The sequence below is a fragment of the Kutzneria buriramensis genome (genome assembly GCF_003387475.1).
In the GTDB taxonomy this organism is placed as follows: domain Bacteria; phylum Actinomycetota; class Actinomycetes; order Mycobacteriales; family Pseudonocardiaceae; genus Kutzneria; species Kutzneria buriramensis.
Window position 1 is genome coordinate 64821 of sequence record NZ_QUNO01000028.1, and the last position, 14217, is coordinate 79037.

The 14217-nt window shown below is 69.4% G+C and carries 12 protein-coding genes; 6 read left to right on the forward strand and 6 right to left on the reverse strand.

Features of this window, described 5'->3' with window-relative positions; translation table 11 throughout:
* Positions 1-13: 13 nt before the first annotated feature.
* From BCF44_RS49760 to BCF44_RS49770, 3 genes are all read left to right on the forward strand, one after another.
* A complete protein-coding gene (locus BCF44_RS49760) occupies positions 14-1027 on the forward strand; it encodes a glycoside hydrolase family 10 protein (RefSeq protein ID WP_116181597.1) in 1014 nt (337 codons plus the stop codon).
* 32 nt (positions 1028-1059) lie between these two features.
* Complete coding sequence (locus tag BCF44_RS49765) at positions 1060-2406, forward strand: ricin-type beta-trefoil lectin domain protein (RefSeq protein WP_116181598.1); 1347 nt, start codon at positions 1060-1062, stop codon at positions 2404-2406.
* Positions 2407-2528: 122 nt separating this feature from the next.
* Entirely contained in the window at positions 2529-3620 is a 1092-nt protein-coding gene (locus BCF44_RS49770; RefSeq protein ID WP_116181599.1) for an SGNH/GDSL hydrolase family protein, read from the forward strand.
* 33 nt (positions 3621-3653) lie between these two features.
* Here BCF44_RS49770 and BCF44_RS49775 read toward each other — a convergent pair whose 3' ends face one another.
* The 4 genes from BCF44_RS49775 to BCF44_RS49790 all read right to left on the reverse strand — a co-directional run bounded on the left by BCF44_RS49775 (position 3654) and on the right by BCF44_RS49790 (position 6616).
* On the reverse strand, positions 3654-4577 hold the full coding sequence (locus tag BCF44_RS49775; RefSeq protein ID WP_246016265.1) for a PDR/VanB family oxidoreductase: 924 nt from the start codon (positions 4575-4577) through the stop codon (positions 3654-3656).
* Positions 4574-4732, reverse strand: a complete 159-nt coding sequence (locus tag BCF44_RS49780; RefSeq protein WP_116181625.1) for a hypothetical protein — start codon at positions 4730-4732, stop codon at positions 4574-4576. Before BCF44_RS49780 ends, BCF44_RS49775 begins: the two co-directional genes overlap by 4 nt.
* A complete protein-coding gene (locus BCF44_RS49785) occupies positions 4729-5763 on the reverse strand; it encodes an aromatic ring-hydroxylating oxygenase subunit alpha (protein WP_116181601.1) in 1035 nt (344 codons plus the stop codon). The genes BCF44_RS49780 and BCF44_RS49785 overlap by 4 nt, the downstream gene beginning before the upstream one ends.
* Before the next feature lie 85 nt (positions 5764-5848).
* On the reverse strand, positions 5849-6616 hold the full coding sequence (locus tag BCF44_RS49790) for an IclR family transcriptional regulator (RefSeq protein WP_379801644.1): 768 nt from the start codon (positions 6614-6616) through the stop codon (positions 5849-5851).
* A gap of 284 nt (positions 6617-6900) precedes the next feature.
* On the opposite strand from BCF44_RS49790, the gene BCF44_RS49795 reads away from it, so the two are divergent.
* The gene (locus tag BCF44_RS49795) at positions 6901-8193 is read left to right on the forward strand and encodes an extracellular catalytic domain type 1 short-chain-length polyhydroxyalkanoate depolymerase (protein WP_116181602.1); all 1293 of its coding nucleotides are present in this window, start codon (positions 6901-6903) and stop codon (positions 8191-8193) included.
* A gap of 85 nt (positions 8194-8278) precedes the next feature.
* On the opposite strand, the gene BCF44_RS49800 is transcribed toward BCF44_RS49795, so the two are convergent.
* Positions 8279-10387 (reverse strand): cellulose binding domain-containing protein, encoded by a 2109-nt coding sequence (locus BCF44_RS49800; protein ID WP_116181603.1) that lies wholly within the window; start codon positions 10385-10387, stop codon positions 8279-8281.
* Between the two features lie 260 nt (positions 10388-10647).
* On the opposite strand from BCF44_RS49800, the gene BCF44_RS49805 reads away from it, so the two are divergent.
* Positions 10648-12060: an RICIN domain-containing protein gene (locus BCF44_RS49805; RefSeq protein ID WP_116181604.1), complete on the forward strand. Its 1413-nt coding sequence runs from the start codon at positions 10648-10650 to the stop codon at positions 12058-12060.
* A gap of 27 nt (positions 12061-12087) precedes the next feature.
* Complete coding sequence (locus BCF44_RS49810; protein ID WP_116181605.1) at positions 12088-13668, forward strand: carboxylesterase/lipase family protein; 1581 nt, start codon at positions 12088-12090, stop codon at positions 13666-13668.
* Here the strand turns inward: BCF44_RS49810 and BCF44_RS57105 are convergent.
* The gene (locus BCF44_RS57105) at positions 13642-13836 is read right to left on the reverse strand and encodes a hypothetical protein (protein WP_211353609.1); all 195 of its coding nucleotides are present in this window, start codon (positions 13834-13836) and stop codon (positions 13642-13644) included. The genes BCF44_RS49810 and BCF44_RS57105 overlap by 27 nt on opposite strands.
* Positions 13837-14217: the final 381 nt, after the last annotated feature.

Consider the following 14217-nt stretch of genomic DNA (forward strand, 5'->3'; position numbering starts at 1 on the left):
GGAAAGGAACGCGATGTTTCGTCCCTTCAACGGCTGGACCCGACAGCTGCTGGGTCCGGCAGCGATCATGCTCGCGATGGCCGGGACCGTGACGTTCACCTCGGCCACGGCCGGCGCCGTCAACGCCACCACGCTCGGCGCGGCCGCGGCCGGCGTGGGACGGTACTTCGGCACCGCCGTGCCCGCGGGCAAGCTGGGCGACGCGCAGTACGCCGGCATCCTCGACCGCGAGTTCACCATGATCACCCCCGAGAACGAGATGAAGTGGGACACCACCGAGCCGTCCCGCAACCACTTCAACTTCGGTCCGGCCGACCAGATCGTCAGCCACGCGAACGCGCACAACCAGCGGATGCGGGGGCACACCCTGGTCTGGCACTCGCAGCTGCCCGGCTGGGTCAGCGGCATCAACGACGCGAACACGCTGCGCAGCGTGATGGACAACCACATCACCACCGAGGTGACCCACTACCGCGGCAAGATCTACGCGTGGGACGTGGTCAACGAGGCGTTCGCCGACGACGGCAGCGGCCAGTTGCGCAGCTCGGTGTTCCGCAACGTGCTCGGCACCGGATTCGTCGAGGAGGCGTTCCGCACCGCCCACGCCGCCGACCCCGCCGCGAAGCTCTGCTACAACGACTACAGCATCGAGGACTGGAACTCCGCCAAGACGCAGGGCGTCTACAAGTTGGTCCGCGACTTCAAGTCGCGGGGTGTGCCGATCGACTGCGTCGGCTTCCAGTCACACTTCGGCAACGGCGGTCCGCCGAGCAACTTCCGGACGACGCTGTCCAACTTCGCGGCTCTGGGCGTGGACGTCCAGCTCACGGAGCTCGACATCGCGTCCGCACCGCCCACCGCGTACGCCAACACCGTCAAGGACTGCATGAGCGTGTCGCGCTGCGCCGGCATCACGGTCTGGGGAATCCGGGACAGCGACTCCTGGCGCTCGGGTGAGTCACCGCTGCTGTTCGACCGAAACGGCAACAAGAAACCCGCGTACAACGCGGTCCTCACGGCGTTGTAGCCCAATGTCCGGTCGTCATACGGAGGTTCGTGATGTCCAGGTGTAGACCGCTGCTGGGGCTCATCGCGGCCGCGGCGGCACTGGTACTGGCCGCGGGCGGCGCCGCTCAGGCCGCCGCCGCACCGCCCGCGAAGGCCGCCACACCCACTGCGACCGCTGGCTGCGGCAAGGCCCCCACCCTGGCCAGCGGCACACACACCATCCAAAGCAACGGCCAGAACCGCAACTACATCCTCCGAACCCCCGCCAACTACGACAACAACCACCCCTACCGGTTGATCTTCGGATTCCACTGGGTCGGCGGCACCGCCAACGACGTCGACTCCGGCGGCACCGACGGCTACAACTGGTCCTACTACGGCCTCAGGCGACTGGCGGACACCGCCGGCAACACCACCATCTTCGTCGCCCCCCAAGGCAACAACAACGGCTGGGCCAACCCCGGCGGCCAAGACATCACCTTCGTCGACGACATCATCAAACAACTCGAGGGCGGCCTCTGCGTCGACACCACCCAACTCTTCGCCGGCGGCTTCAGCTACGGCGGCGCCATGACCTACGCCCTCGCCTGCGCCCGCCCCACCACCTTCCGCGCCGTCGCCGTCTACTCCGGCGCCAACCTCAGCGGCTGCAACGGCGGCACCCAACCCATCGCCTACATCGGCCTCCACGGCCTCCGCGACAACGTCCTACCCATCGCCAACGGACGAACACTGCGCGACACCTTCGTCCACGCCAACGGCTGCACACCACAAAACCCACCCGAACCCGCCCAAGGCAGCCTCACCCACATCACCACCACCTACACCGGCTGCAAGGCCGGGTACCCGGTGGAGTGGGCCGCCTTCGACGGCGCCGGCCACGACCCCGGCCCCATCGACGGCTGCACCTGCGACGGCTGGCACACCTGGACCTCCGGCGAAGTCTGGAAATTCTTCACCCAGTTCGACTCCAACCAGCCCCCACCGCCCCCGCCGCCGACCGGTGGCAAGCAGATCGTGGGCACGCAGTCGGGACGGTGCCTGGACGACTCGAGCACCAACGGCACGCAGGCGCAGCTGGCCGACTGCGCCAACCAGGACAGTCAACTGTGGACGGCCACGTCCAGCGGGCAGTTGACGGCCTACGGCAACAAGTGTCTGGACGCTTCCGGCCGGGGCACGGCCAACGGCACCCAGGTGATCGTCTGGGACTGCAACGGACAAGCCAACCAGCAGTGGACCGTCAACGCCAACGGCACCATCACCGGCGTGCAGTCCGGTCTCTGCCTCGACGCGACCGGCGCGGGCACGACCGCCGGCACGAAGATCGAGCTGTGGTCGTGCAACGGCCAGGCCAACCAGCAATGGACCCTGCGTATCCCGTCCGTCGTCCGCTGACCGGGCGGCCAACGGACGAACGGGAACCGGGTACGGCGCCTGCCGCGCGCCGTACCCGGTTCCGCGCGTCCGGAGCATCGGATTTCACCCGCACCACCTCGTGCCCCCCGAAGGGAGATTCAATGCGAACAGGGCTCAAATGGCTCGTCACGGTTGTGGCGGCGCTGACTGCCGGTGCATTGCTGAGCTCCGGTCCCGCCGTCGCCGAATCCAACGGCGGCGTGCGCGTCATGCCGTTGGGAGACTCCATCACCGACGGCATCCAGACTCCCGGCGGCTACCGGATCGGACTCTGGCAGCGATTCGTGGCCGGCAACTACCGGGAGGACTTCGTCGGTTCGCTGTTCAACGGCCCGCCGGCGCTGGGCGACCACGACCACGAGGGCCACTCCGGGTGGCGCATCGACCAGATCGACGCGAACGTCGTCACCTGGCTACGGAACACCACCCCGCACACGGTGCTGCTGCACATCGGCACCAACGACGTCCTGCAGAACTTCGACGTCGCCAATGCCCCCAACCGCCTGTCCGGGCTGATCGACCACATCACCGCGACCGTGCCGGCCGCCGAGGTGTTCGTCGCGACGATCATCCCGATCGCCAACGCCGGGCAGGAGCAGGCTGGCCAGAGGTACAACGCCGCGATCCCCGGCATCGTGCAGAGCAAGGCGGCCGCGGGCAAGCACGTGCACCTGGTGGACATGCACGCCGCGCTGACCGCCGCCGACCTCGTCGACGGTGTCCACCCCACCGCCACCGGCTACGACAAGATGGCCGCGACCTGGTTCACCGCACTGCGCTCCGTGCCCGGAAGCATCGGCGACCCCGTCGTGCCACAAGGCCGGGAGCTCGTCGGCACGCAGTCGGGCCGGTGTCTGGACGTGTCCAGCACCAACGGCACACAAGCGCGGCTGGCCGACTGCGCCAACCAGGCCAGCCAGTCCTGGACCGTCACCGCCAGCGGACAACTGACGATCTACGGAAACAAATGCCTGGACGCATCCGGACAGGGCACGGCCAACGGCACACAAGCGATCATCTGGGACTGCAACGGACAAACCAACCAGCAGTGGACCGTCAACGCCAACGGCACCATCACCGGCGCGCAGTCCGGCCTCTGCCTCGACGCAACCGGCCAGGGCACCACCAACGGCACGAAGATCGAGCTGTGGTCGTGCAACGGACAAGCCAACCAGCAATGGACCCTACGGTGATCCGGTGCTGATCGCCGCGAGTTCGCAAACGACCTAGAGGTCGAGCACGAGGCGCGGCGAGCAGGACCGGGACACGCAGATCATCATCATGTCGTTCGCGGCGCGCTCCTCATCGGTCAGCACCGAGTCGCGGTGGTCGGGCGTACCGGACAGCACCGCCGTCTCACACGTGCCGCACGTTCCTTCCCGGCACGACGACAGCACCGACACGCCCGAACGTTCGACGGCCTCGAGGATCGACTGGTCGGCCGGCACCCCCAGGACGGCGCCGGTCCGGGCCAGCTCAACGTCGAACTCCTGGCACGGCCCGTCGCGCGCGCCGGTCCTCGGCGCGAACCGTTCGAGATGCAGCGCGCCGGCGGTGCAGTGCTGTTCGACCGCAGCCAGCAGGGGTTCGGGTCCGCAGCAGTAGACGGCGGTGTCGTCGTCGGGCTCGGCGAACAACGCCCGCACGTCGAGCAGGCCGTGCTCGTTCTGCGGTCGGATCTCGACGTTGCCGGGGTGACGGCGTTCCAGCTCCTCGCGGAACGCCATGGACGGCCGGGTTCTACCGCCGTAGACCAGCCTCCAGTCGCTGCCCGCGGCCGCGACCTGCGCGATCATCGGCAGGATCGGCGTGATCCCGATGCCGCCCGCGATGAACAGGTAACGCTTCGCCTCGACGAGTGGGAAGTGGTTGCGCGGGCCGTGCACCTCGATCAGCTGCCCCGCGACGAGAACGTCGTGCACGTGCCGCGAGCCGCCACGGGACGACGACTCGCGCAGCACGGCGACCTGCATGATCGAGGTGGTACGCGGGTCACCGCACAACGAGTACTGGCGGACCAGCCCGTGCAGGACCAGGTCGATGTGGGCGCCCGGCGTCCAGTCCGGCAGCGGGTGGCCTTCCGGATGCCGCAGCGTCAGGAGCACCACGCCGTCAGCGATCGCCTCCTTGCTCTCGAGCAGGAGCTTCACGACGCGTGTCCCACGGGATGGCCGAGAAGCCACTCCCACATCTCGACGGGATCCTCGAACTCGCGCTCGGCCGAGCAGTGGCAGACCGCGCGGAGCCGGTCGGTGCCCTGGACCCAGTGGACGCGGACCACGCGGTCACCCGAGGGTGCGGTCATGACGCCGCGCACAGGCGCTGGAGCAGACGCCGCGCGGCGAGCCCGCCGGTGTCGATGTTGATCGACAGTTCCTGACAGCCCGCCGGCTCGGTCGCGATGACCTGCTCGAGCACGTTCAGCGCCTCGACGTCCTGCAGCACGACCGTGCGGTTGCTCTCGGCGAGGAAGGTCGAGACCTCCTCGTCGCCGAGTGCGAAGTCCCTGGCCACGCACCAGAAGTCGTGCGTGGAGTGTTCGGTCTCCGGCGTGATCGCGTACACCACCTCGACGTGGAACGCGTCCGGGTCGGCACCGTCCGGGCCGGGCACGGACCCGACCGGCGCGATGCGGCTGTGCAACAGATAGAGACACGGCGGCGTGTACTCGATGTCCTGCCAGCGCGCGATCCGGCCGCGCAGACCGGTCGACTTCGCATAGAACGGCGGGCACTCCGCGTCGTCGATGTGCCGCGAGACGTGGACGATGCCGGCTTGCTCGTCCACCGCGGTCGTGATCGGCGTGGCGGCGACCTCCGGCGTGCCGATGTACCCACCGTGCAGGTACGTCTCGTGCGAGAGGTCCAACAGGTTATCGACCAGCAGAGAGTACCTGGCGCGCAACGGTTCCATGCCGGCGACCGTCGTGTGGTCCGGCGAGACGAGCCACGGCGCGCGGGGGATCCGCGACGCCTCCGCCTTCGCCCGATCACCGATGAAGACCCACACGAACGAGTCCTGTTCCACGACCGGGTAGGGCAGCAGCCGGGCGGTGCGCGGGATGCGGCTCTGCCCGGGCACGGCGACGCACCTGCCGCCCGCGTCGTAGGTGAAACCGTGGTAGCCGCACACCACCTGGTCGTCGACGAGCCGGGAAGGCGCCTGCGACAGCGGGAAACGCCGGTGCACGCACCGGTCCGGCACCGCCGTCACCGCTCCGTCACGGGTGCGCCAAAACAGGATCGACTCGCCACAGACAGTGCGGGTGAACAGGTCGTGCCCGATCTCGGCGCCGTAGGCGGCGACATACCACTGGTCGCGCGGGATGCTCGTCATCGCACGCTCCTATCCGACTGGGGAGTCACAGGCTGCCCGAGACGGGGGCTCGTTCCGTAGTGGGCTTTCCGGAAAATGGAAGCCTTCAGCCGGGCAGGGCACGCGAGATGGCCTGTGCGCTGGTGCGCACCAGCCACGCCAGCGCGCGGGGCGTGGCACTGCCGTAGTGCACGACCAGCGACACCGCCGCGACGACCTCGCCGCGTGCGTCGCGGATCGGCGCGCCGACCGACAGGGCGTCCATCGTGACCTGGCGGTCGCTGATCGAGAAGCCCTTCGACCGGACGTCGGCCAGCAATCGGCGCAGCTGCGCGGGGTGGGTGAGGGTTTTGCTCGTGTACCGCTCGAACGGGCCGCTGAGCACCTCTTCCTGCACCTCGACGGGGGCGTGCGCGAGCAGGACCAGACCGACGCCGGTGGCGGTGAGGGCGAACCGGCCGCCGACGCGGGTGAGCACCGGCACCGCACCGGAGCCGGCGATCCGCTCCACGAAGACGAGCTCCAGGCCTTCCCTGACCGCGAGCTGCGCGTTCTCCCCGGTGCTCCGGGAGAGGTCCTCGAGGAACGGCAACGCGACCTCGCGCAGGCCCGGACCGCGCGGCGCGAGCGAGCCGAGCTCCCACAACCGCAACCCGATCCGGTACAGTCCGTCGTCACCGCGCTCGACAGCGCCCCACACGCAGAGCTCGTGCGTCAGGCGGTGCGCGGTCGACAACGGCAGGTGTGCCCGCCGGGCGAGCTCGCTCAGCGACAGCTCGCGGTGCTGCGGGTCGAACGCGTCGAGCAGTTGGAGCGCACGGCCGATCACCGGCCCGGTCGGGCCCGTGGGACGACCCCGCCTCGACGCGCTCACCTCGTCATTCTGCTGAAGGCCGGCCGGACTGGACACCTCGGCGAGCACACCATCGGCATCGATTGGTCGAACGGTGAGCGCCCGCCGTGAAAGTTTCCCGGAATCGATGTCAGGGAACTTGATAACAGGCAACCTGATGACCTGCGACAAGTCGCCCACCGCGGCGACGCCGACGGCCGCATCCGGGTTGTCCGGTGTTGCCGCCCTGGTGCGTCGGACGCACTCTTCGCGGCACGGCACCCGGGCGGTCTCGGCCTCCGGGGAAGTCGAGCGAAGGGAGCGAGATGAGACCGTTCGTCAAGGCGTTCGCCGGCATCTGCTCCGGGGCCGTGATCGTGGCGGCGTGCGCGATGGCCGCGAGCGCGCCGCGGGCGTCGGCGGCAACGCTGACCCAGGTCACCGACTTCGGGCCCAATCCCGGAAATCTCCAGATGTACTCCTACGTGCCCGCGAGCGCGCCGGCCCACCCGGCGATCGTGCTGGCGCTGCACCCGTGCGGCGGCTCCGGGCCGCAGTTCTACTCCGGATCGGAGTTCGCCGGCCTGGCCGACCGGTACGGGTTCGTCGTCGTCTACCCGTCCGCCACGCACATGTACAACTGCTTCGACTCCTGGTCGGCGCAGGCCAAGGTGCGCGGCGGCGGCAGCGACCCGGTGTCGCTGATGTCGATGGTCACCTACGCCGAGCGGGCCTACCACGGCGATCCCGACCGTGTGTACGTCACCGGCAGTTCCGGTGGCGCCATGGAGACCAACATCATGCTCGGCGACTACCCGGACGTGTTCAAGGCCGGCGCCGCGTTCATGGGCGTGCCCTTCGGCTGCTTCGTCGACGCCTCGGACTACATCCCCTCACCGGGAGCCAGCAACTGCGCGTCGGGACGGATCAACAAGACGCCGCAGCAGTGGGGCGATCTGGCGCGAGCCGGCGACCCCGGCTACACGGGCCCCCGGCCGCGCGTGCAGCTGTGGCACGGCACCGCGGACAACCTGGTCTACTACGCCGAGCTGCAGCAGGAGATCGACCAGTGGACCAACGTGTTCGGGCTCGGCCGGACACCCACGTCCACCGACACCCCGCAGTCCGGCTGGACCCGGTGGCGTTTCGCCGACAGCGCGGGCAAGGTTGACGTCGAGGCGTACAGCATCGCCGGCGCCGGGCATGTGCTGCCCTCGACCGGCATGGCCGGGTACGCGATCCACTTCTTCGGGCTCGACTCCGGCACGCCGCCGCCCACGACCACCACGCCCGGCGCACCGGCAGCCTGCCGGGTGACCGACGCCATCAGCTCGTGGAGCGGCGGCATGACCGAGAACATCACCATCAGCAACACCGGTAGCGCGGCGATCACCGGGTGGTCGTTGGCGTTCACCCTGCCGGCCGGGCAGGCCATCACCTCCGGCTGGAGCGCCGCCTACAGCCCGACCAGCGGCCAGGTGACGGCCACCAACCTCGGCTACAACGCGACCATCCCCGCCGGCGGGTCCACCAGCATCGGCTTCCAGGCCAGCCAGACCGGCGACACGGCCGCACCCGCGGGGTTCACTCTGAACGGCGCCGCCTGCGCAACCGGATAGTCCACCGGGTTCTGCCGCGCTGTCACCGGCGCGGCGACGCTCGGTGGGTGGCCGGTGCTCCGCTCCGGGAGCACCGGCCACGCGGCTATATCGAGGAGCATACGGTGCCGTTGAGGGAGAACGCGGTCGGCGCCGGAGCTGCTCCGGTGTCCGTGCCGTTGAAACCGAGCGACACCGAACCACCCGAGGCTATGGTGCGATTCCAGTCCGCGTTGGTCACGGCGACCTGTTGGCCGGTCTGGCTCCACGTTCCGTTCCAGCCCGCCTGCACCGCCTCACCGGCGTCCGGCCAGGCGAACGTGAGGTTCCACCCGTTCACGGCGGTGGCGGCTCGGTTGGTGACGGTGATGCTGGCACCGAACCCGCCGTTCCAGCTGCTGGTGACCTCGTAGTGCACGGCGCAGCTGCTGTTGGCCGGCGGTGGCACCGTGAAGGTCACCGGCGGGGACGGCAGCGACGCGTTGCCGTGGGTGTCGACGGCGACGACGTTGTAGGTGTAGGTCGAGCCGATCGTCAGCCCGGTCAGGGTGACCGAGGTGCCGGTGGTCGTGGTGACCACCGAGGTGCCCGAATACACGTCGTACCGCGCGATCGGATAGCTGCCCGCGGTCCCCGCCGGCCAACTCAGCACAGCGCCGCTGGACGTCAGGTTCGACACCGTCGGTTGTCCGGGTGCACCCGGAGCCGTGGTGCCGGTTCCGCCGCTGCCCGGCACCTGCACCACCGTCAGCGAGTACGGCGCGACGGTGACCGACGTCGCCGACGACTGGGTGGTGCTGGTGATCGACGTGCCATTGTTGGCCAGCGTGAACACAGTCGGCGATCCGGAGGGCGTGAAGTTGTTGTAGTTCAGGCCGACCGAGTAGGTGGTGCTCGGATCCTCGTTGTCGATCAGCACGTCGAGGCTGCCGTTCGCGCGGCGGACGGCGTGGGTGCGCACCAACGGGTTCGCCGACGAGGACGTGACCATCTGGTCACCCGGCGAGCCCAGCCTGGACAGCATCTGGATCGCGTAGTAGGGCGAGAACGGGGTGTTCACCGCCGGCTCGGTGACGCCACTTCCGTTGGCGCCATTGGAAAAGATCCCCTGGTCGCCGTAGTCCTGCGCGCCGTTGACCACGCTCGGCGTGCCCGGGCCGTTGTGCTCGTTCCACCAGTCCACATTGGTCACGCCGTGCTCCAGCCAGCTCATGTACATGTCCGCGCCGAACAGGGCGGCCGGCTGTGTGTCGAGGTCGATGCTGGAGTTGGTCTCGGTGACGACGATCTTCACGCCGGCCGGGTCCACGCCGGCGTACTGCCTGATCTGCGAGCGCAGCGTCGACATGACGCCGGGGATGTCGTCGGGATCGGTCAGCATCCCGGCCGTGGTCGACCCGCCCGGGTAGTAGTGCACGATCACGCAGTCCGTCTTGGCCCCGAGAGCCGACAGCACGGTCTGGTTCCAGGGCTGCGGACTCGTGGTCGGGTTGGTCACGCCGTCCGGCCAGAATCCGGGCGTGGTCAGCACCGCGCACACGTGGATGTTCGGGCTCGCCGCCTTCATCGCCGTGATGTACTTCAGCACGTTCGACGCGTAAGTTGCCGGCCCGCAGTTGTAGGTCTGCGCCGGCGCGCTGCCGACCGTCACCGGCTTGCCCGACGCGTCGGTGCAGCGGCTGTCGGCTTCCCAATTGGCGCCGTAGGTCCCGTTGCCGTAGACCTCGTTGCCCACCTCCCAGTAGGTGATGCCGTAGTTGTCGGTGACGTCGGCTTCATGCACCCACGCCTGCGCGAGCGCGTCGGTTCCGGTGCCGTAGTTGACGGTGATGATCGGGTTCGCGCCGGTGGCCTGAGCGGTCTTCATGAAGTCGGCGAAACTCGTGTTGGGTGCGTCGTATCCGCCCTGGGCCACATTGGTCTGCCAGTTGTAAATGTCGGAGTAGGAACCGCCGGGGTAGCGCAGGGCGGTGATGCCGGCGGCCTTGACGAGCCCGGGGATCGCCGGGTCGTTCATGTGTCCGTCGTAGACGGCGGTGTTCAGGCCGATCGCGTTCGACGGTATCGTCCCGAGCCCGCCGGTCGCGTTGACGGAAACCGTGGTGCTGGTGCTGGCCGTCGTCGCGGCGGGGGCCTGCCCGGTGACACCGGCGGCGCCGAGGACCATCACCACCAGCCCGGCGACGCCGCGGATCCATCGTGCTTTCTCGTGCATTCGCCCACTTCCCTTCGGTCGCTGGCCTCGAACTACAAGCTCAGTCGGAAGGTGTCCACCGTGCCGACGCGGTCGCCGCCGTCGAATCGAGTCGAAGACGCACGTCAGTCGAGAACGCCTGGTTCGTGGGCGCCGTGGAACTTTCACGCCGTACGGGAACGTGACCTGGCGCGGAGCGCACGCCTGTCGGCGATCCTGCTACGGTCCGTCAGATCGCCGTTGTCCTCACGGCACTGATGTCGGCGCGGGAGGAATGACCGATGAGATCGATCGCGTCGAAGGCGGTGGCGGTGCTTCTGCTCGCCGCGGGAACGCTGATCGCCGGCCAGCACCAGGCCCACGCGTCAACAAGCCAGTTCCGTGGTGTGAACTGGGCCGACCAGAGGGACAACTTCGTCAACGGCGTCCTCTACGTCTCCGGGCTCAGCTCCTCGGACACCTACGCCTCCGCCGCGACCGTCGCCGACCGCGTCGTCGGCCAGATGTACGCCATCACCGGCGCCAACACTGTCCGCATGCCGATCAACGAACCCACCGTGGCCGACTACTGGGGCACCTACACCGGCGCCATCGACACCGCCCTCGCCAAAGGCCGAGTGATCCTCGCGTACTGGGCCTACAGCGGCGGCAAACCGGCCAGCACGACCGCGTTCTACCAGATGTGGGACAAGGTCGTCGCCAAGTACGGCGGCAATCCCAACGCCTACTTCGAGGTCATCAACGAACCGTACGCCTACACCGCCGCCAGCCTCGACAACACCTACAACGACTGGCTCACTCGCTATTCCGCCATCCCGCGCGACCGAGTGATCCTCGACGGCACCGGCGACGCCCAGAACGTCGCCGCCGTCGGCAGCGATCACCGCCTCGACAACACCCTGCTCGCCGTGCACGACTACTCGTTCTTCGCCGGCTACGAGGACGAAACCGAGTGGGCCAACCACATCGCCGGCTACATCGGCGGTTACGCCGACCGCACCGTCGCCACCGAGTGGGGCGCGCCGATGGGCCCGGGCAGCAAGAACGGCGTCCACTACGACAGCGTCGACTACAGCATCCCCAGCGGCTCCTTCTTCGCCGACTACGTCAGGGGCGTCAGCAGCGAACTCCGCAGACTCGGCATGGGCAGCGTGTACTGGCCCGGCCTGCGGGACGGCGACTGGTACAGCCTCACCACCAGGACCGGAACCGGCGCGAACACAACGCTGTCACTGGTCAACCCCACCGGACTGACCCGCCTCCGGTACGCCTGGGGCATCGGCAGCGGCGGCGGCACCTACGTCCGGATCGTCAACGCCACCACCGGCCTGTACGTCGACGGCGCAAGCGGCGCCGACGCCGATGAACAGAACGGCGACGCCAGCCGCTACCAGCAGCAGTGGACTGTGGAGAACGACGGCAACTACGTGCGGATCAAGAACCGCGCCACCGGCCTCTACCTCGACGGCGAGGGCCGCACGTCCGACGGCGCCGCGGTGGGCCAGTCCGCCGACACCAACGCCACCAGCCAGCAGTGGACAGTGCTGACCGACGCCAACAACGTGCGGATCAAGAACCGCGCCACCGGCAAGTTCATCGACGGCATGGGGCGCACCGCCAGCGGCAGTGCCCTCGGCCAGTGGAGCGACAGCAGCAGCGCCAACCAGCAGTGGCGGATCGTCGCCGCCGGCTGACCGCTCGTCGAACCGCAGGAGGCACTGATGTGGAAAGGGATCGTGGTCGCGCTGCTCGGCGGCGTGCTGACGCTGGCCAATGCCGTCCCCGCGGCGGCCGCCCCGGACCACCCGGCCCCCGTCGCGCGGGTCGAGACCGGCCTGCTGCGCGGCAGTGACACCGCCGGCGTGGACAGCTTCCTCGGCATCCCCTATGCGGCGCCGCCGGTCGGCCAGCTGCGCTGGCGGCCACCGCAGCCGGCGACCAGCTGGCCGGGGGTGCGCGAGGCGACAGCCTACGGCAACCGGTGCGCGGCCGCGGCGAGCGGCAACGGGCCACGGTCGGAGACCGAGGACTGCCTCTTCCTCAACGTCCAACGCCCCTCGTTCGTCCACAGTGGCCAGAAGGCACCGGTGTACTTCTGGATCCACGGTGGCGGCCTGCAGAACGGCAGTTCCGACCAGCATGACGGCAGCCTCATCGCCAGCCGCACCGGCGCCGTCGTGGTGACGATCAACTACCGGCTTGGCGCCTTCGGCTTCCTCGCCCATCCCGGCCTGACGGCGGAAGGGGCCGGGCAGTCCGGCGACTACGGCCTGCTCGACCAACAGGCCGCGCTGCGCTGGGTGCAGCGCAACATCGCCGCATTCGGCGGCGACCCACGGCAGGTGACAATCGGCGGCGAGTCGGCCGGCGGCTGGTCGGTCTGCGCCCACCTGACCGCGCCCGGCTCACGCGGCCTGTTCCGCGCTGCCATGATCCAGAGCGGTTCCTGCTACAGCCAGACCCTCACCCAGGCCGAGACGTCCGGCACCAGCGCCGCGCAGGCACTCGGCTGCACCGATCCGGCCACCGCCGTCGCGTGCCTGCGTGCGATTCCGGCCAGCCGGCTGGTCGACACCCAGGTGGGCGCGGAGTTCGTGCACGGCGTGCCAGCGCTGCCGCAGGCGCCGGACCTCGCCGTGCACACCGGAAACTTCGCCAGGGTGCCGGTGGTTGTCGGCGCCAACCGAGACGAGGGACGCACGTTCGCGCTCGGTTTCCTCGGGCAGACCCGCGAGGCGTATGAGGCATTCGTGCGAGCCGCCTTCCCGGACCGCGCCGACACCGTGCTCGCGCGCTATCCGTGGCCCGCCGACTCCGACAGGTTCACGGCGGCCTACCAGGCCGGCGCGATCTACACAGACGCCGGCCTGGTCGCCCGCGTCGGCGGCTGCCCCGACCGGGATCTCGTCCACACCTTCGCCCGCTACACCCGCACCTACGCGTACGAGTTCGACCACCGCGACGGTCCCGGCCTCACGCCCATCCCCGGCTACGTCTGGGGCGCGGGCCATGCCGCCGAACTCGCCTACCTGTGGCCGAGTTTCGACAACGGCACCCCCATCGCCCCCACCTTCAACGCGGCCGAGCGTCGACTGGCCCGGGACATGGTGGACGCCTGGGGAGCCTTCGTGCGGGACGGCCGCCCCGGCGCGGCGGGATGGACGGCCTGGCCCAGTTTCAACGGCTCGGACCAGGTGATGTCCCTGCGCACGGGCGGGTCGACCCTGGTCTCCGACCACGCCATCGGCGCCGAGCACAACTGCGACCTGTGGAATTCACCGGGGCAGGCTGGCGAGCAGTAGCCGCTCGGCCTCGCCGGGGTCGGTGTGGCCGACGCGGACCAGGCCGCCGCTCCAGTGGCGGTCGGTCATGCCCGGGTTGTGGGTCGTCGAGCCGTCGGGCCAGAACACCTGGGGGCTGCTCGCCGCGGTGGAGTCCGGGGTGCGCGTCTGCTTCGCGAACCCCGGCACCACCGAGATGCCCCCGGTCGCAGCCCTGAACCGCTTACCGGAAATTCGAGCGGTGCTCGGTTGCGCGAGAACGTGTGCACCGGCGCCGGACGACAACCAGCGTCAATCCGGCCGCGGGGGCGGCCATTGGCCGCGCTGGCCGAGGGCGAACGGATTGCGCATTCTCGCTCGCCTGCCAGGCCCACGACCGCTCACCCGCCCGCCGAGCCCACCGCTTCTCCTTGGAACAAAACCACGGCCCCACCGGTACGACACCGGCGGGGCCGTGGCGTATGCCGCGCGCTGGGCCCTTTCGAAGATCAGCCGAGACGCGGCGGCTGGCCGTCCCCAGCAGGCCTGGACCCGTCGTGCCAGCTCACTGTGACGCCGGCGGCACGACCC